We start from the raw sequence: 18,226 nt of genomic DNA, 5'->3' as shown, positions 1-18,226 counted from the left end.
CGCACTCTGGCTGAACTTCCGGCAATGGCATGGCAAGGTTCAGGGTGAAGATGCGGGGGTCGTTCTCCGAGGGGGTTGAAAGGCTTTGCAGCTACGGGGAATTTCGCAAACCGCGACGAATGGCGTGCTCATTCTGATCGCGGTCGCGGCGCTTGTCGCCTGCGGCAGCGCCGAGGGCTCCCGGGGCCGGGTGACGGCGGCCCAGGCGCCGGTTCCTGCGGGCTCGCCGGCCTGCACGGCCACCTCCAGGCTCATCCCGTCGTGCGGCGCTTGGTGGGGCATCGCCCCCGAGGTCTTCACCGGCGTCCCGGTGGACCACGCGCTGCGCGGGGCGGAGTCGCGCATGGGCGCCGCCGCCGACGTGGTGCACGTGTACCACCGGGGCAGCGAACTCTTCCCCACCGACGCGGAGATCGCGCTGGCCCGCGACCCGGCCAGGCCGCGGCTGCTCATGATCAACTGGAAGCCGTCGTTCGACCACACCTGGGCCGAGATCGCCCGCGGGGCCCTCGACGCCAGGATCCACCGGCTGGCCGGCTATCTCAGGAGCACCTTCCCCGAACGGTTCTTCCTCACCATCCACCACGAGCCGGAGAACGACGTGGACGCCTCGTCGGGGTCGGGCATGGAAGCCTCCGACTACGCGGCCATGTTCCGGCACATCGTGCTCAAGCTGCGGGGGGAGGGGGTGAAGAACGCCGTCATGGTCATGACGTACATGGGGGCGCCGAACTGGGCGGCCAAGCCGTGGTTCGAGGACCTCTACCCCGGCGACGACGTGGTCGACTGGGTGGGCATGGATCCCTACGCCGACGGGCGGGTCGACGACTTCGACGGGCTGGTGAACAAGACCCGCAAGGAGTATCCGGACTGGCCCGGGTTCTACCGGTGGATGCAGGGGCGCTTTCCTGGCAAACCGGTCATGGTGGCGGAGTGGGGGGTGTTCGGGCGGTCGGGCGACCGGTCGTTCAGACGGGCGTTCTTCGAATCGGTGCGGCGGCAGATCAAGAGCTATCCGCAGATCAAGGCCCTGATCTACTTCGACTCGCCGCGGGCGCCACGCGGCGACACCAGCTTCGACAACGGCCTCGGCGCCGACCGCGCCTTCACCGACCTCGCCCGCGACCCGTACTTTCGCGCTACCCGTGTTCCCCGGCCCTGATGGTGTTCTTCCATCCTGCGCGCGGTTGTGGCTGAGGGTTCTTCCATCCTGTACGCGCTGCCGTGGTCGGCCACCCACCGTACTCCGGCTGATGGCCCTCCAGGAAACGGCCTCTGACCCTTCACCGCCACCTCGCCGTAACGCGAGCCCAAGTTGCCCGGCTTCCGTGGGCCTGCCTTCCCAGAGGACGGCACTACTGCCTTAAAGGGGGTTTACGCCGTTACTTCCTCGCGGCGGCGGAGGCGCCAGCCGATGAGGGTGGTCAGGGTGGCGGCGGCTAGGGCGCAGATGGTGAGGGTGTTGTTCACGTCGAGCAGTTTGAGGGCGGAGGCGAGCAGGACGATGGCCAGCAGGGCGCGGATGAGTCCGCCAGGGGCCCGCGACGAGATTCTGGCCCCCAGGTAGACGCCGGGGATTGAGCCGATGAGGAGCGACAGCGTGAGGTCGAGTTGGAAGTCGCCGAACAGCAGGTGTCCGAGGGCGGCCGCGGCGACCAGGGGTACGGCTTGCACCAGGTCGGTGCCTACGAGCTGGTTGGCCTTGAGTGCCGGGTAGAGGACGAGTAGGGCCACGATGATCAGGGATCCTGATCCGACCGACGAGACGCCGACGACCAAGCCGCCTATCGTACCGACCAGTAGGGTCGGAATTGGGCGTACGACGATCTCGTGCGCGCTCGACGTCCCGCCCCTGCCGCCGAGCCAGCTCTTCAGCGCCATCCCCGCCACGGCCAGCAGGAGCGCCACGCCCAAGGCGTACTTGACGGCGTCGGTGACCGCGAACGCCCGCGCCAGGAACACCCCGCAGAACGCCGACGGCACCGAGCCCGCGCACAGCCAGGCGACCAGGCGCAGGTTGACCGTGCCGTGCCGCAGGTGCACCGCGCTGCCGACCGGCTTCATCACCGCCGAGGCGACCAGGTCGCTGGAGACCGCCGCCAGCGGCGGGACGTTGAAGAACAGCATCATCATCGGTGTCATGAGCGCGCCGCCGCCCATGCCGGTCAGCCCGACGATGATCGCGACCAGGAACGACCCGCCGATCAGGGGAAGGTCGATCAACGGACCCAGCCTCCGCTCCGCAGCGTCCCCAGGACCTGGGAGACGGCCGCCTCGATCGAGATGTGCGTGGTGTCGATGACGAGGTCGGCGTCGTCCGGCTCCTCGTAGGGGTCGGAGATGCCGGTGAACTCGGGGATGAGGCCCGCGCGGGCCTTGGCGTACAGGCCCTTGCGGTCGCGCCGCTCGCACTCCTCCAGCGGCGTGGCGACGTGCACGAGCAGGAAGTCGGCGCCGACCGATTCGACCATCTCGCGCACCTCCTCGCGCGTGGCCGCGTAGGGGGCGATGGGCGCGCAGATGGCCAGGCCGCCGTGGCGGGCGGTCTCGGCGGCGACGAAGCCGATGCGGCGGATGTTCAGGTCGCGGTCGGTCTTGGAGAACGTCAGTCCCTTGGACAGCAGGTGGCGTACCACGTCGCCGTCGAGGTAGGTCACGGTGCGGGTGCCGAGCTCCAGCAGCGTGTCGCGCAGGCCGCGGGCGATCGTGGACTTGCCCGAGCCGGACAGGCCGGTGAAGAAGACCACCAGGCCGCGCCGGTGCGGCGGGCCCGGGATGCGCACGGGGTCGGGGCCGGCCAGGTGCTCGGTGGCGCCGTAGGCGGCCGCGACGTGCTCGCGCAGCTCCAGGTCGATCTCGGACTCCTCGCGCGGGGCCAGCGGCACGGGGACGACGAGCGTGTCGCCGGGGAGTTGTTCCTTGGCGCGCAGCGCGGCGCGGACGACCGCGGGGCCCGCCTCGCCGTGCGAGAGGGGGAGCAGCACGATCACCGCGCCGAGCTCCTTGGCAGTGGCGGTGATCTCGGACAGGTCGTCGAGCGGCCCCCGCATGGTGACGGCGAGCGAGGGCCGGTCGCCGAGTTCGGCCTTCACCTGCGACGGGGTACGCCGCAGGCGCGCGAACGGCCCGTGCTCCGGCGCGGCCAGCCCCTTGATCGGCCCCCCGGTCAGCCCGTCGGGCTCGTGGGCGCTCACCGTGAGCACGGCCAGCGGCAGGCCCTCGGGGTCGAGCAGCCGCACCTCGTCGCCTGGGGAGACGTCGGCGGGCAGGTGGAGCGTGACGGGCGCGGGCCACGGGGTGCCGTCGGCGAGGGCGCCGCGCTCGTGCACGCTGTGCAGGTCGTCGTGGCCGAGGAACCCGGTCAGCGGCTCGAACGCGCCGGAGAGCAGCAGCTCGAGGTCGGCCAGTTCGCGCGGTCCGGGGGTCCACTCCACGTTTCCTACATCCCAACTATTCCGATTGAATTGGTAGGAAAGGAGTCTACCGGCAGATGACAGTGTGCCACTAGAGGATCCGGGCGAAGTGGTGCTGGGGCTTCCTGATCACCATGGTGATCTCGTCGTGGGAGGAGGGGTAACGGCCGCGGGTCAGCCTGGCCATCGCCGCGACCGCCGCGGCTCCGAGCCCGCGGGCTCGGGCGGGGCCGCTGGTGTTGCGCGCGTCGTCGGTGATCATGAGGCCGCGGCTGAGACAGAACGCGTGCATGCCGTCGCTGGAGGCCAGGGGCTCGTACACGGCGGGCAGCGGGCCGGGCGTGCCCGCGGTGACCAGCCAGCGCCACAGCGGGCGGCGCAGCCAGGACGGAGTGATCCGGTCGAGCAGCCCGTACGCCGACCTGCGGTCGCGCATGCGCAGCAGCACCAGGCCACCCGGGCGCAGCGACTGCAGCAGCCGGTCGAAGACCAGCTCCGCGTGCCTGACCCGCTCCAGCAGGAACGAGAGCTGGATCACGTCATAGGCCCTGGGCGGCAGCGGCACGCAGCGCAGGTCGCCGAGCGACCACGAGACCAGGTCGGCCCGCTCCTCCAGCACTCTCCTGATCGCGGGATGGTCTTCGTCGGCCCCGCTGAGCCTGGTCTCGACGTGCTCAAGGACCAGCGGCTCGTCGTGCGCGCAGCCGGCGACCAGCACGTCGAGACGGCCGCCCAACTGCACCGCGCAGTGCTCGCGGATCCGTTGACCGAAGAGGTCGCCTCGCTGGGCGACCGATCGCACCTCAGACATGTGACCTACAGTAATCAGCTGAGCCGTTTCAGTAAGGGATTTCCCTGCTAGCGTCCTGGCACGTGAGCGATCAGGTGTATGTCGGCAACGCGCACGCCGACGGTGCTCTCGACAGCGGCTGGCTCCTCGGTCATTTCAAACCTCCCGGCGATCCGCGGCACAGCGAGGACGTCGAGATCAAGTGGGGCGTGCACGCGCCGGGCGACGAGCGGGCGCGATGGGCCACGGGCGAGGTGCGTACGGCCCTGCTCGTGCTGATCAGCGGCCGGTTCCGGGTCGAGCTGCCCGGCCGCAGCGTGTTGCTGTCCGAGCCGGGCGACTACGTCGTCTGGGGCCGGGGGGTCGACCATTCGTGGCGGGCGGAGGAGGCGTCGACGGTGCTCACCGTCCGCTGGCCCTCGGTGCCTGGTTACCGAGTTGGTTGAGCCCGCGCGGCGAGTAGGCTGGACCCCAGACCCCCGCGACCTGAAACGGCCGGGGGTAATCGTGTTGCCGTCGTGGGGCTATGGGCGTATCTGATGAGTCTTTCCGGGCTACTTGACCTTGTTCGCGCCGACCCGAAGCTGACCGCCGCTCTCGAAGAGGGCGGCGACGTGTCGCTGATCGCGCCGTCCGCGCTGCGGCCGTTCGGCGTGGCCGCCCTGGCCGGTCACGACCAGCGCACCGTGCTCGCCGTGACCGCGACGGGGCGCGAGGCGGAAGACCTGGCCGCCGCGCTGACCAGCCTCATGGAGCCGAACGCCGTGGCGGTGTTCCCCGCGTGGGAGACGCTGCCGCACGAGCGGCTCTCGCCCCGCAGTGACACCGTGGGCCAGCGGCTGGCCGTGCTGCGCAGGCTGGCGCACCCGGTCAAGGGCGACGCCGCGGCCGGGCCGATCGGCGTGATCGTGGCCCCGGTCAGGGCGCTGCTGCAGCCGATCGTGAAGGGCCTGGGCGACCTGGAGCCCATCCGGCTGCGGGCCGGCGACGACGCCGACCTCGACGCGGTCGTCGATCTGCTGGTCACCAACGGTTACCACCGGGTCGACATGGTGGAGAAGCGCGGCGAGGTGGCCGTGCGGGGCGGGCTGCTCGATGTGTTCCCGCCGACCGAGGAGCATCCGCTGCGGCTGGAGTTCTGGGGCGACACGGTCGAGGAGATCCGCTGGTTCAAGGTGGCCGACCAGCGTTCGCTGGAGGCGGCCGAGGACGGGCTGTTCGCGCCGCCGTGCCGAGAGCTGCTGCTGACCGACGAGGTCAGGGCCAGGGCGCGCGAGCTGGCCGAGGAGCATCCGGCGCTGGCCGAGGTGCTCGACCAGCTCGCCGAGGGCACGTCCGTCGAGGGCATGGAGGCGTTCGCCCCCGTGCTGGCCGGGGAGATGGACCTGCTGCTGGACCACCTGCCGATCAGGTCGGCGGTGTTCGTGTGCGACCCCGAGCGGATCCGCGGGCGGGCCGAGGAACTCGTCCGCACCTCGCAGGAGTTCCTGGAGGCCTCCTGGATCAACGCGGCGGCCGGCGGCGAGGCGCCCATCGACCTCGGCGCGGCCGCCTTCCGCACGCTGGAGGAGATCCGCGGGCACGCCGACGTGCTGGGGCAGCCCTGGTGGACGATGGCGCCGTTCGGCGGCGGGGTGGAGCTCGCCGCCCACGACAGCGAGGCCTACCGGGGCGACACGGCCAAGGCGCTGGCCGACATCAAGGGCTGGCTGGCGGAGGACAAGGCGGTCGTGCTGCTCAGCGAGGGGCACGGGCCCGCCGAGCGCATGGTGGAGCTGCTGAAGGGCGTGGACGTGCCCGCCCGTCTCCAGAAATTTCTGGACAAAGCGCCTGAGGCGAAGGTCGTCCACGTCAGCACCGGCCTGATCGAGCACGGCTTCATCACCCCCGGCCTCGCCGTCCTCACCCACCTCGACCTGGTGGGCCAGAAGGCCTCCACCAAAGACATGCGCCGCCTGCCCTCGCGCCGGCGCAACATGGTCGACCCGCTCCAGCTCAAGGTCGGCGACCACGTGGTGCACGAGCAGCACGGCGTGGGCCGCTACGTCGAGATGGTCCAGCGCACGGTGCAGGGCGCCACCCGCGAATACCTGGTCATCGAGTACGCCAAGGGCGACCGCCTCTACGTCCCCACCGACCAGCTCGACGAGGTCACCCGCTACGTCGGCGGCGAGGCGCCCACGCTCAACCGCATGGGCGGCGCCGACTGGGCCAAGGCCAAGTCCAAGGCGAAGAAGGCGGTCAAGGAGATCGCCGGAGAGCTGATCAGGCTCTACTCCGCCCGCATGGCCTCGCCGGGGCACCCGTTCGGGGCCGACACGCCGTGGCAGCGGGAGATGGAGGACGCCTTCCCGTACGCCGAGACCGGCGACCAGCTCGAAGCCATCGACGAGGTCAAGCGCGACATGGAACGCGGCGTCCCGATGGACCGGCTGATCTGCGGCGACGTCGGCTACGGCAAGACCGAGATCGCGGTGCGGGCGGCGTTCAAGGCGGTCCAGGACGGCAAGCAGGTGGCCGTGCTGGTGCCGACGACGCTGCTGGTGCAGCAGCACATGTCGACGTTCACCGAGCGATTCTCCAGCTTCCCCGTCACGCTCAAGCCGATCTCCCGCTTCCAGAGCGACGGCGAGGTCAAGGGCACCCTCGACGGGCTCAGGACGGGCGCGGTCGACCTGGTCATCGGCACCCACCGGCTGCTCAGCCCCGAGGTCAGGTTCAAAGACCTCGGGCTGATCATCATCGACGAGGAGCAGCGTTTCGGCGTCGAGCACAAGGAGGCCATGAAACACCTGCGCACGCAGGTCGACGTGCTGGCGATGTCGGCCACGCCGATCCCGCGCACGCTGGAGATGGGCCTGACGGGCATCAGGGAGATGTCCACGATCCTCACGCCGCCCGAGGAGCGGCACCCGATCCTCACGTTCGTGGGGCCGTACGAGGAGAAGCAGATCGGCGCCGCGATCAGGCGCGAGCTCATGCGCGACGGCCAGATCTTCTTCGTCCACAACCGGGTGGCCTCGATCAACCGGGTGGCCGCGCGGCTGCGTGAGATGGTCCCCGAGGCGCGCGTCGCGGTCGCGCATGGCCAGATGAACGAGCACCAGCTCGAAAAGATCATGGTGGGCTTCTGGGAACGCGAGTACGACCTGCTCGTCTCCACCACGATCGTCGAGTCCGGGCTCGACGTGCCCAACGCCAACACCCTGATCGTGGACCGGGCGGACAACTACGGCCTGTCCCAGCTCCACCAGCTCAGAGGGCGCGTCGGACGAGGCAGGGAACGCGGTTACGCCTACTTCCTCTACCCGCCGGAGAAGCCGCTGACCGAGACCGCCCACGAGCGGCTGGCCACGATCTCGCAGCACACCGAGATGGGCGCGGGCATGTACGTCGCCATGAAGGACCTGGAGATCCGCGGCGCGGGCAACGTGCTCGGGGCAGAACAGTCGGGATTCATCGCAGGCGTCGGGTTCGACCTGTACGTGCGGCTCATGGCTGACGCCGTCAAGGAGCAGAAGGCCAAGCTGTCGGGCGCCGAGGTCGAGGAGGAGCAGCTGGACGTCAAGGTCGAGCTGCCGATCAACGCCCACATCCCGCACGACTACGTCACCTCCGAGCGGCTGCGGCTGGAGGCGTACAAGCGCATCGCCGCCATCGCCACCCCGGACCACATCGCGGAGGTGCGTGACGAGCTGACCGACCGCTACGGCAAGCCGCCCGCGGAGGTCGACAACCTGCTCGAGGTCGCCAGGTTCCGGATCAGGGCGCGCGCGGCCGGGCTCACCGACGTCACGCTGCAGGGACAGAACATCAAGTTCGGGCCGGCCAGGCTGAAGGAGTCGCAGCAGGTGCGGCTCGACCGGCTCTACAAGAAGGCGATCTACAAGCAGGCGGCCGAGACGCTGCTGGTGCCGGTGCCCAAGACCAAACCGCTGGGCGGGCAGCCGCTACGCGACCTCGACCTGCTCAAATGGTGCGGTGACCTGGTCGAGGCGATGTTCCTTGAGCCCGCACGGGTAAGCTAACGGCGGTTTACTGGTCGAAAGGGACGCATGTGAAGTCGATACAAGTGGCTGTGGCCGCCGCCGCGGCGGCCATCGCGCTGACCGCCTGCTCTTCTCCCATGCAAGCGGGGGCCGCGGCCGTAGTGGGGAATGAGCGCATCTCGTCGAGTCAACTCACCGCGGAGACTGCGGCTTACGTGGCCGCGCTGAAGCGGGCCAATCTGGACGAATCACAGCTCGGAGGCATCCCGGCCAGCCACTTCGTGCTGCAGCGGATGACCGACGTGAGCGCCTTCAAGCAGATCCTGACGCGCCACAACGTCCAGGTGAGCCAGACGGAGATCGACGCCGCGATCAAGGACCCTGGACAGGCCCCGTCGGCCGAGATCAACCTGCTGTCCAGGGGCGTCCTGCCGACGGACGCGCGCGAGTTCGGCCGCGTGCTCGTCGGCCTGGGCAAGCTGCAGCAGCAGTTCGGCGGCCAGAACGGCGGGCAGGAGCGGCTGATCCAGGAGCGCGCCGCGATCAAGACGATCTACAACCCCCGCTTCGGCATGCTCAACCCGCAGCCGACGCAGGAGAACCCCGGAATGTTCATCGACTCCGGCAGGTTCGGCAAGTCCACCACGCAGCAGGCGCCCCAGCAGGGCTGACCCGTGCCGCTGATCGTCGTCACCACCTCACCCAGAGTCGCGCCGGGCCTGCTGAGTCACCAGGCCTGGCAGGCGCTGCGCTCGGGGCCCGTCCTCACGGCCTCCGGCGCCCACTCGCAGCTTCCCTACCTGACCGAGGCCGGCGTCCCGGTCGAGGTCGTCGAGCCCGACCCGGCGGCGCTGGCGGCGCGGGCGGCCACCGAGACCGTCGTGTGGCTGGCCTCGGCCTCCGAGGGCGAGGACGCCGACTTCCTGCGGGCCGTCGGGCACGCCGCCATGGCGCTCGACGAGCCGCCCGTGATCGAGGTCCTGCCCGGCTCCTACGACCTGCCGGGCGCGCGGGTGCTCGACCTGGTGGCGACGATGGACCGGCTGCGCGTCGAATGCCCGTGGGATCGTAAGCAGACGCACGAGACGCTGGTCCCGTACCTGCTCGAAGAGGCCTACGAGGTGCTGGAGACCATCGAGGAGGGCGACTACCCCGCGCTCCGCGAGGAACTGGGCGACCTGCTGCTGCAGGTGGTCTTCCACGCGCGGGTGGCCGACGACTTCGACATGGACGACGTCGCCGCCGGGATCGTCGAGAAGCTGGTGCGCCGCCATCCCCACGTGTTCGGCTTGGTGCGGGCGGAGAGCGCCGACGAGGTGAGCGACAACTGGGAGGCCATCAAGGCGGCCGAGCGGGCGTCCAAGGGGCGCGAGTCGGTGCTCGAAGGCGTGCCCATGGGGCAGCCGGCGTTGTCGCTGGCGGCCCAGCTCATGCGCAGGGCCGAACGGGCGGGGGCGCCCGAGTCGCTGTCGGCCGCGATCGGGCAGGGGGTGGCGCGGGAGCTGTTCGACCTGGTCCGCCGGGCCGCCGAGGCCGGTCTCGACGCCGAAGCCGAGCTGCGCGCGGCCACCCGCACGTACCGCGACCGGGTGCGGGCCTGGGAAACGAGCTGACAATCGGCCGCGCGGTCGGGTACGGGCCGGGGAATTGAGCTGACACCCCCGGCACTCGGGTCCGGCGTCCTGCCGTACCGATAGGCTCTGATGGCATATTGCCTTTCGATTTAGGAGCTCATCCCGTGGCTACCATCGAGGTCGTATACGCCCGCGAGATCCTCGACTCCCGGGGCAACCCCACGGTTGAGGTCGAGGTCGTGCTCGACGACGGCAGCACAGGGCGTGCCGCCGTGCCGAGCGGGGCGTCCACCGGCCAGTTCGAGGCGGTAGAGCTGCGCGACGGCGGCAAGCGTTACGGCGGCAAGGGCGTGGAGAGGGCCGTCCTGGCCGTGACCGACGAGATCTTCGAGGAGATCAACGGGGTCGAGGCCGAGGACCAGCGCATCATTGACCAGATCATGATCGATCTGGACCGCACGCCCAACAAGTCCAAGCTCGGCGCCAACGCCATCCTGGGCGTCTCGCTGGCCGTCGCGAAGGCCGCCGCCGACGCCGCCGACCTGCCGCTCTTCCGCTACGTCGGCGGCCCCAACGCCCACGTGCTGCCCGTCCCGATGATGAACATCCTCAACGGCGGCGCCCACGCCGACACCAACGTCGACATCCAGGAGTTCATGATCGCGCCGATCGGGGCGGAGACGTTCCGCGAGGCCGTGCGTATGGGCACCGAGGTCTACCACGCGCTCAAGAGCGTGCTCAAGGAGAAGGGCTACGCCACGGGCCTGGGCGACGAGGGTGGTTTCGCGCCCAACCTGCCGTCCAACCGCGACGCCCTCGACCTGATCCTGGTCGCCATCGAGCGGGCCGGCTACGTGCCGGGCCAGGACGTCGCGCTGGCGCTCGACGTGGCCGCCACCGAGTTCCACAAGGACGGCGTCTACACGATCGACGGCAAGGGCCTGTCGGCGCAGGAGCTGATCGCCTTCTACGCGGACCTGGTCGCCAACTACCCGCTCGTCTCCATCGAGGACCCGCTCGACGAGGAGGACTGGCAGGGCTGGAAGGCCATCACCGAAGCGCTCGGCGACAAGGTGCAGCTCGTCGGCGACGACCTGTTCGTCACCAACCCCGAGCGGCTCGAACGCGGCATCAAGGACGGCACCGCCAACGCCCTGCTGGTCAAGGTCAACCAGATCGGCACCCTGTCGGAGACCCTCGACGCCGTCGACCTGGCTCACCGCAACGGCTACAAGTGCATGATGAGCCACCGTTCCGGAGAGACCGAGGACACGACGATCGCCGACCTGGCGGTGGCGGTCAACTGCGGCCAGATCAAGACCGGCGCCCCGGCCCGTTCCGACCGGGTGGCCAAGTACAACCAGTTGCTGCGCATCGAGGAACTCCTCGACGACGCCGCCCGCTACGCGGGTCGCGCGGCATTCCCCCGCTTCCGCCGCTAGTTTCGACTACGTCCCCACGGTGCTGCGGCGAGAAAACCGCAGTGCCGTTGGGGAGGCCGGCTTTTGACTTTGCGAGGGAGTGCCGTCGTCTGGGAGGAGCGGAGGGAGCGAAGCGACCGGAGCGGGAGGAAGACGGCGGCGTGAGGCGACCGAGCACGCCTCCACGGAGTGGAGGCCATTAAACAGGGAGGTGCAGTAGGTGGCGAAGAGGCCGCAGTTGACCGGGCGGGCCGCCATTCTGGCCGTCGTGGTGTGCGCGATCGCGATGAGCCTGGCCTACCCTGTGCGCGAGTACATCAGCCTGCGTCGCAGCATCTCGGAGAACCGGGCCGAGATGGCCAGGGTCGAGGCGGAGAGGCAGGCGCTGCTGGCACGCGACCGGCAGAGCAACGACCCCAACTGGATCAAGAAGACCGCCAAGGAGCGGCTGCATTATTGCGGCCCTGGCGAGAAGTGTTATGTGGTGATGGAGCCCCTGCAGGGCAAGGAGCAGACGGCTGTGAAGCAGCAGCCGGCGGTTCCGCCGTGGTATCAGACGCTCTGGGAGTCCGTGGAGGCCGCCGACAAGGGCACCGGGCGCAGGGCGGTCACCGGGAAGGAGACCGTTGGACAGTAAAGACGTGGAAGTCGTGGGCAGGCAGCTCGGGCGAGCGCCCAGAGGGCTGCGCGCGGTGGCCCACCGCTGCCCGTGCGGCAACCCCGACGTGGTGGAGACCGCGCCGCGGCTGCCCGACGGCTCGCCCTTCCCGACTCTCTACTATCTGACCTGTCCCAAGGCGGCCTCGGCCATCGGCACGCTGGAGGGTTCTGGCCTGATGCGTGAGATGCAGGCCAGGCTGGCCACCGAGCCCGAGCTGGCCGCCGCCTACCAGGCCGCTCACGAGGACTACGTGGCCAGGCGCGACGAGGCCGCGAAGGAGCAGGGCGTGGAGCCGCTCCCGTCCGACATGCAGAGCGCCGGCGGCATGCCGCTTCGGGTCAAGTGCCTGCACGCGCTCGTCGGGCACGAGCTGGCGGCGCCCGGCGCCAATCCGTTCGGCAGGGAGGCGCTGGACGCGCTCCCCGACTGGTGGAGTGACGGACCATGCGTGTAGCCGCCGTCGACTGCGGCACCAATTCCGTACGCCTGCTCATCGCCGACGTACGCGACGACCTGATCGACGACGTCGACCGGCGGATGGAGATCGTCCGCCTGGGCCAGGGCGTCGACAGGACCGGCAGGCTGGCCCCCGACGCGCTGGAGCGCACGTTCAAGGCGATGCGCGCCTACCGGGAGCTGATCGAGCGTCACGGCGCGGTCGCGACCCGCGTGGTGGCGACGAGCGCGACGAGGGACGCGGCCAACCGGCAGGAGTTCGTGGACGGGGTCCGCGAGATCTTCGGTGTGGAGCCGGAGGTCGTGTCGGGGGCGGAGGAGGCCGAGTTGTCGTTCGTCGGGGCGACCAAGGGCCTGTTGCGGCTGTCTCCCGAGACGGAGGTCCCGCAGGGGCCGCTGCCGCCTTATCTGGTGGTGGACATCGGCGGCGGGTCCACGGAGTTCGTGGTGGGCACCGAGCACGCCGAGACGGCGCTGTCGGTGGACATCGGCTGCGTGCGGCTGAGCGAGCGGCACCTGCGTGAGGCGGGCGACCCGCCGTCGGCGCCCGCCCTGGAGGCCGTGGTGGCCGACATCGACGCGGCGCTCGACCGGGTCACGGACGAGGTGCCCGTCGAGCGGGCGCACACGCTCGTGGGCCTGGCGGGCTCGGTCACGACGGTCGCGGGCATCGCGCTCGGCCTGCCGGCCTACGACTCGGCGCGGATTCACCACTCCAGGATTTCGGCCGGCCAGGTGCACGAGGTGACGCGGCGGCTGCTTTCGATGACCCATGGTGAGCGTGCCGAGGTCCCGGTGATGCACCCGGGAAGGGTCGACGTGATTGGCGCCGGAGCCCTAATTCTTGACCGGATTGTCCGCCGTTTCGCATTTTCGCAGGTCATTGTCAGTGAACACGACATCCTCGATGGTATTGCGTGGTCTCTGGCTCGATAGCTGAAGAAATCCGGACATTTCCGATTGTCCAACGTGTTGAGCGTCCATTCAGTATTGTGATTAGGTGAAGGGGCAAAACGGGGGCTTTGCCATATCGCTGTGCACGGAAGGTGCTGGCGTGGCGACCGTTCCCGAGCGCGTCTCTTCCCTCACGGAATGGAGCACTCTCACATGATGTCTGTTGGTTTAGCACGTAAGGCGGCGGCGGCCGGAGCGTCCGCCGCGGTGCTGGCCGCTCTGGCCGCAGGCTTGGTCGCCAGCCCGGCGCAGGCGGCCACTGCGACCAAGAGCACCTCGAAGGGGAAGGTCTCGGTCTACACGCCCAAGGCTTCCGATCGTGATTTCGAGGGAGCCTGTCCGGTCAAGGTCAACTTCTCGTCCAAGATCAAGGTTGCGGTCAAGGGCAAGACGGAGCTGGCCTACCGGTGGCTGCACGGTGACGGGTCCAAGGGCAAGGTCAACGTGATCAGGCTCAAGGGCAACGGCACCAAGACGGTGACGGTCAAGCAGACCCTCACCTTCGACGAGGACGTCAAGGGCTGGGAGGCCGTTCAGGTCCTCGGTCCGAAGAAGGCCACGTCGAAGAAGGGCTACTTCTCCGTCTCCTGCGTCAAGCCGCAGGAGGTCGAGCGCACGCACCTGGACAAGCGGATCTCGGCCCGCGCATGGGCGAGCCCGTCCTCGTACGTGGGCTCCTGCGCGACGCCCGGTGACAAGGTCGACTTCGTCGGCCTGATCAAGACCAACCGCCCGTCGTGGGTCCGTTACCGCTGGGTTCTCAACGGCGAGGCGGTCGACTACGGCAAGGTCAAGGTCCACGACGCGCGCAAGGTCAGCTTCGGCATCTCGCCGCGTAGCAGCCAGCGCGGCTGGGCGCAGCTGCAGGTCCTCGGTTCCGACGGCGCCTCCTCCAACCGGGCCTACTACAAGGTCTGGTGCAAGGACGGCGGCTGGGACCGGCCTGAGACGAACACCAGGGTGTCCGCCTCCGCTTCCGTCTCCACCGCGGGCTCCTGCCGGGTGAGCGGGATCGGCAGCATCCGTTCGACCGGCGCCGGCAAGGTTCGCTGGAGCTGGCTGCTGAACGGCCGCACGGTCTCCAGCGGCGAGGTCCTTTTCGGCCGCGGCGGTGGCCTGAGGAACGTCGACTCCCTGTCGGAGGACCTGGATCGTGCCGACGCGAAGGGCGGCAGGGTCATGCTGTCCATCTCGGGGCCGAACAACAGCGACTCGGTCACGCAGTCGTACGCTCCGTGCAAGAAGCCCGAGGTTCCTGAGCCGGGCACCAGCACCGGCCCGGTGTTGCCCCCCAAGCACATTGGGTGAGTGATTGATCCATGAACCGGGTGGCACCTCCGGGTGCCGCCCGGTTTCCTTGTTGTCACTACTACGCTTTGCGCAGTAGTGTTCATCGCGTGGATGGCAGTCAGCTCCTCAAGGGCGTGCTCGACCTGGCCGTGCTGGCCGTGCTCAACGAGCGCGACGGCTACGGCTACGACGTGGTGCGCAGACTCAGGGAAGCGGGCCTGGATGAGGTCGGCGACGCCTCGGTATACGGCACGCTGCGCCGCCTGTTCAAGGCCGGCGCGCTGACCTCGTACGTGGTGGCCTCCGACGAGGGGCCGCACCGCAAGTACTACGGGCTCAACGAGGTCGGCAGGGACATGTACGCGACGTCGACCAAGACGTGGACCGCTTTCTCGGACACTATGGCTTCCCTGCTCAAGGAGGGACAATCATGACCGAGCTTGTCGAGGTCATCAATAGGCAAGGAAACATGGGCCCGACGAAGGAGGGGGAGGGTTCATGACTCCCGACCAGTACGCGCAGGTCGTTCGGGATGCCCTGGCCGACCATCCCGACCGGGAGGAGCTGCTGGAGGACCTCGACGACCACCTGATCGAGATCGCGGCGGAATCCGATCTGCCGCTCGAAATCCGTCTGGGCCCGCCGGAGCTCTACGCGGAGGAGCTGGCGGCCGCCTACGGAGATCGTCCCAGAAGCCGCGGGGAACGCCGCTGGGGCCCGCGTGAGTGGCCGCGCAGGGCGCACGCCCGGCTGATGGGGGAGGAGTCCTACAGGAGCTTCGTGGGCTTCCTGCCGGAGCTGCGGCCCGGCTGGTGGGTGCTGCGCGGCTACGTGCTGGCCATGCTGCTGCTGGCGATGTCGGGCAACGGCGGGCTCGTCCCCGGCAACGTCGGGGAGTGGGCGGCGGTCGCGTTCGGCGTGTGGGCGTCGGTCTGGTTCGGCAGGCGCGCGGGCAGACGGTGGAGTGCCCTGCTGGCGGTGGGGGTCAACCTGGTCGCCCTGCTGGCGCTGCTGGCGGGCATGGCGACGGCCGAGTCGCGTGAATGGGACGGCCGGACGGTCGCCATGGCGGCGGCGCCGCAGCCGCAGGTTTGGCCGGACAGGGCGTCGGCGAGCGATGACGTCTACAACATCAAGCCCTATGCCAAGGACGGCACCCCGCTGCGCGAGGTCTACCTCTACGACCAGGACGGCAACCCGCTGACCACCCAACCGGGGATGTATGGCTACCGAGTCGACGAGTCGTGCGGTGAATCGGTGCTCAACCGCTACCCGCTGCCGCTGGTCAAGGACGGCTTCACGGGAGACGGGCAGACCATGCCGGAGCCGACGCCCGCCTGCCCGAGCGCCACGCCCAGCCCGACGCCGACCCGCTGATCGGGCACCATACGGTGTCATGAGCTTCGTACCTCCCGGCACCGGCTGGCCCGGCGACCCGGCCACCGCCGACACCCCGGTCGCCCACGACCCCGCCGACGTGCGCCGCCTGGCCGCCGCCAGTGGCACCCTCGCGGAACTGACGGCCCGGCAGTCCGTCTGCCGTGCCTGCCCCCGCCTGGTGGAGTGGCGCGAGGAGGTCGCGCGGGTGAAGCGGCGCGCGTTCGCGGACGAGACGTACTGGGGCCGTCCCGTTCCCGGATGGGGCGCCGAGCACCCGAGGGTCCTGCTGGTCGGCCTGGCGCCGGCCGCGCACGGCGGCAACAGGACCGGGCGGATCTTCACCGGCGACCGCAGCGGCGACTGGCTGTTCGCCTCGCTGTACCGCAGCGGCCTGGCCAGGCGCGAGACCAGCACGCACGCCGGCGACGGCCAGGAGCTGATCGACGCGCGTGTGCTCGCCTCGGTGCGCTGCGCGCCGCCCGCGAACAAGCCGACGCCGTCGGAGAAGAGCGCGTGCCTGCCGTGGATGGCCCGCGAGATCGAGCTGGTCGCGCCGGACGTGCGGGTGATCGTGGCGCTCGGAGGCTACGCCTGGCAGGCCATGTGGCCCGCGCTCAAGGAGGCGGGCTACGACCTGCCGCGCGCCAGGCCGGCGTTCGGGCACGGGGTCGAGTTCGAGATCCGTCACGGCGCGGCGCCCGTGACCCTGATCGGCTGCTACCACCCCAGCCAGCAGAACACCTTCACCGGTCGCGTCACCGCCCAAATGCTGGACGACGTCTTCACCAGGGCCAGGTCACTGGCTGTGTGACGCGTTGCACCACGTCCGGATTGGATTCGTCCAGAGGGCTTGACGTAAGCTTGTGAATGCTTTCACAAGCACTCCACGAAGGATGGGGCCGCAGGATGAACAAGCACATATTGATCGTCGGCGGTGGATACGTCGGCCTGTACACGGCGCTCCGGCTGCAGCGCAAGCTCCATCGGGAGCTGCGTGGTGGCGAGGTACGCATCACGATCATCGACCCCCAGTCCTACATGACCTACCAGCCCTTCTTGCCTGAGGCGGCGGCGGGTAACCTCTCGCCCCGGCATGTGGTCGCCCCGCTGCGGCGCATCCTGCCCAAGGTTCGCGTCCTCAACGGCACGGTCACCAAGGTCGACCACGCGGAGCGCACCGTCACCTTCCAGCCGGCCGAGGGCGAGGCGCGCCAGGTGGCCTACGACGTGATCGTGATGGCCGCGGGATCGATCTCCCGCACGCTGCCCATCCCCGGGCTGACCGACATCGGCATCGGGTTCAAGGCCGTGGGCGAGGCCATCGCGCTGCGCAACCGCGTGCTGCACCTGCTCGACGTCGCCGAGTCCACCGACGACCCGGACGTGCGGCGCAGGGCGCTGACGTTCGTCGTGGTCGGGGCCGGCTTCGCCGGTGTGGAGGCGCTGGCCGAGCTGGAGGACATGGCCAAGCACTCCACCCGCTACTACCGCAACATCGGGCCCGCCGACATCCGCTGGGTGCTCGTGGAGGCCACCGGCCGGGTGCTGCCCGAGGTCGGCCCCGAGATGGGCAAGTGGACGCTGGAGCAACTGCGCGAGCGCGGCATCGAGGTCAAGCTGGAGACCAGGCTGGAGTCCTGCGCGGACGGGCACGTCGTGCTGTCGGACGGCACGGAGTTCGACGCCGAGACCCTCGTGTGGACCGCCGGCGTCAAGCCCAGCCCCGTGGTGAACGACAGCGACCTGCCGCTCGACGAGCGCGGGCGGATCAAGGCCACCGCCAAGCTGACCGTCGCGGGCACGCCCGACGCCTTCTCGGCCGGCGACGCCGCAGGGGTGCCCGACGTGACCAACCCCGGCCAGTACTGCGCCCCGAACGCCCAGCACGCCGTCCGCCAGGCCAAGGTGCTGGCCGACAACATCGTCCGGCATCTGCATGGTCAGGAACTTGCCGAATACCGCCACAAGTATGTCGGATCGGTGGCCGGTTTGGGACTTCACCAGGGCGTCGCCAATGTCTATGGCGTCAAGCTTCGCGGATTCCCTGCGTGGTTCATGCACCGCACCTACCATCTGTCGCGGGTGCCGACGCTGAACCGCAAGGTCCGTGTCGTCGTCGATTGGACCCTGGCCCTGTTCTTCAAGCGAGAGACGATCTCACTGGGTGAGATGGAGCACCCGCGCGAGGGCTTCAGGGCCGCGGTCGCGACGACCCGCCGCTAGCCCGGGTACGGCAGCGCCCCGGTGATCATCGCCGGGGCGTTTCGGCGCCCCAGGTCGCAAGCGGAAGGGGTACCA

17 protein-coding genes are annotated in these 18,226 nt (G+C 69.6%); 14 read left to right on the top strand and 3 right to left on the bottom strand.

All coding sequences use genetic code 11. The features are described 5' to 3' along the window. Positions 1–124: 124 nt before the first annotated feature. The gene (locus ACFOY2_RS13875; RefSeq protein WP_357824605.1) at positions 125–1,162 is read left to right on the top strand and encodes a glycoside hydrolase family 26 protein; all 1,038 of its coding nucleotides are present in this window, start codon (positions 125–127) and stop codon (positions 1,160–1,162) included. A 212-nt stretch (positions 1,163–1,374) separates the two neighbouring features. Here ACFOY2_RS13875 and ACFOY2_RS13870 read toward each other — a convergent pair whose 3' ends face one another. The 3 genes from ACFOY2_RS13870 to ACFOY2_RS13860 all read right to left on the bottom strand — a co-directional run bounded on the left by ACFOY2_RS13870 (position 1,375) and on the right by ACFOY2_RS13860 (position 4,224). Continuing rightward, complete coding sequence (locus ACFOY2_RS13870) at positions 1,375–2,223, bottom strand: sulfite exporter TauE/SafE family protein (RefSeq protein WP_379528387.1); 849 nt, start codon at positions 2,221–2,223, stop codon at positions 1,375–1,377. Continuing rightward, positions 2,220–3,434, bottom strand: a complete 1,215-nt coding sequence (cysC, locus tag ACFOY2_RS13865) for an adenylyl-sulfate kinase (protein WP_379528386.1) — start codon at positions 3,432–3,434, stop codon at positions 2,220–2,222. The genes ACFOY2_RS13870 and cysC overlap by 4 nt, the downstream gene beginning before the upstream one ends. A 70-nt stretch (positions 3,435–3,504) precedes the next feature. Beyond that, positions 3,505–4,224 carry a methyltransferase domain-containing protein gene (locus ACFOY2_RS13860; protein WP_379528385.1) on the bottom strand — a complete coding sequence of 240 codons (720 nt, stop codon included), beginning with the start codon at positions 4,222–4,224 and terminating at the stop codon, positions 3,505–3,507. A 62-nt stretch (positions 4,225–4,286) separates the two neighbouring features. Here ACFOY2_RS13860 and ACFOY2_RS13855 point away from each other — a divergent pair, with 62 nt between their 5' ends. From ACFOY2_RS13855 to ACFOY2_RS13795, 13 genes are all read left to right on the top strand, one after another. Next, positions 4,287–4,649, top strand: a complete 363-nt coding sequence (locus tag ACFOY2_RS13855) for a signal peptidase I (protein WP_357824593.1) — start codon at positions 4,287–4,289, stop codon at positions 4,647–4,649. A gap of 93 nt (positions 4,650–4,742) precedes the next feature. Continuing rightward, positions 4,743–8,231 (top strand): transcription-repair coupling factor, encoded by a 3,489-nt coding sequence (mfd, locus tag ACFOY2_RS13850; RefSeq protein ID WP_379528384.1) that lies wholly within the window; start codon positions 4,743–4,745, stop codon positions 8,229–8,231. A gap of 29 nt (positions 8,232–8,260) precedes the next feature. Beyond that, the gene (locus tag ACFOY2_RS13845) at positions 8,261–8,863 is read left to right on the top strand and encodes a hypothetical protein (RefSeq protein WP_379528383.1); all 603 of its coding nucleotides are present in this window, start codon (positions 8,261–8,263) and stop codon (positions 8,861–8,863) included. 3 nt (positions 8,864–8,866) lie between these two features. Continuing rightward, entirely contained in the window at positions 8,867–9,805 is a 939-nt protein-coding gene (locus tag ACFOY2_RS13840) for a MazG family protein (RefSeq protein WP_379528382.1), read from the top strand. 125 nt (positions 9,806–9,930) lie between these two features. After that, a complete protein-coding gene (gene eno, locus ACFOY2_RS13835) occupies positions 9,931–11,208 on the top strand; it encodes a phosphopyruvate hydratase (protein WP_379528381.1) in 1,278 nt (425 codons plus the stop codon). Positions 11,209–11,407: 199 nt separating this feature from the next. Then, positions 11,408–11,824, top strand: coding sequence for an FtsB family cell division protein (locus tag ACFOY2_RS13830; protein ID WP_379528380.1), 417 nt, complete (start codon positions 11,408–11,410; stop codon positions 11,822–11,824). After that, on the top strand, positions 11,814–12,302 hold the full coding sequence (locus tag ACFOY2_RS13825) for a DUF501 domain-containing protein (RefSeq protein WP_379528379.1): 489 nt from the start codon (positions 11,814–11,816) through the stop codon (positions 12,300–12,302). The genes ACFOY2_RS13830 and ACFOY2_RS13825 overlap by 11 nt, the downstream gene beginning before the upstream one ends. Then, positions 12,293–13,240 (top strand): Ppx/GppA phosphatase family protein, encoded by a 948-nt coding sequence (locus ACFOY2_RS13820; protein ID WP_379528378.1) that lies wholly within the window; start codon positions 12,293–12,295, stop codon positions 13,238–13,240. The genes ACFOY2_RS13825 and ACFOY2_RS13820 overlap by 10 nt, the downstream gene beginning before the upstream one ends. A gap of 171 nt (positions 13,241–13,411) precedes the next feature. Further along, positions 13,412–14,566: a hypothetical protein gene (locus ACFOY2_RS13815; protein ID WP_379528377.1), complete on the top strand. Its 1,155-nt coding sequence runs from the start codon at positions 13,412–13,414 to the stop codon at positions 14,564–14,566. An 89-nt stretch (positions 14,567–14,655) separates the two neighbouring features. Continuing rightward, positions 14,656–14,982 carry a PadR family transcriptional regulator gene (locus ACFOY2_RS13810; protein WP_379528376.1) on the top strand — a complete coding sequence of 109 codons (327 nt, stop codon included), beginning with the start codon at positions 14,656–14,658 and terminating at the stop codon, positions 14,980–14,982. Positions 14,983–15,046: 64 nt separating this feature from the next. After that, positions 15,047–15,925 (top strand): hypothetical protein, encoded by an 879-nt coding sequence (locus ACFOY2_RS13805; protein ID WP_379528375.1) that lies wholly within the window; start codon positions 15,047–15,049, stop codon positions 15,923–15,925. A gap of 19 nt (positions 15,926–15,944) precedes the next feature. Further along, positions 15,945–16,739: a uracil-DNA glycosylase gene (locus tag ACFOY2_RS13800; protein ID WP_379528374.1), complete on the top strand. Its 795-nt coding sequence runs from the start codon at positions 15,945–15,947 to the stop codon at positions 16,737–16,739. A gap of 95 nt (positions 16,740–16,834) precedes the next feature. Further along, positions 16,835–18,151 carry an NAD(P)/FAD-dependent oxidoreductase gene (locus ACFOY2_RS13795; protein WP_379528373.1) on the top strand — a complete coding sequence of 439 codons (1,317 nt, stop codon included), beginning with the start codon at positions 16,835–16,837 and terminating at the stop codon, positions 18,149–18,151. Positions 18,152–18,226: the final 75 nt, after the last annotated feature.

Source organism: Nonomuraea purpurea (assembly GCF_042650645.1).
Taxonomy (GTDB): Bacteria; Actinomycetota; Actinomycetes; order Streptosporangiales; family Streptosporangiaceae; genus Nonomuraea; species Nonomuraea purpurea.
The sequence above is the reverse complement of the archived record's forward strand: the minus strand, read 5'-3'. Positions and strand labels throughout refer to the sequence as shown.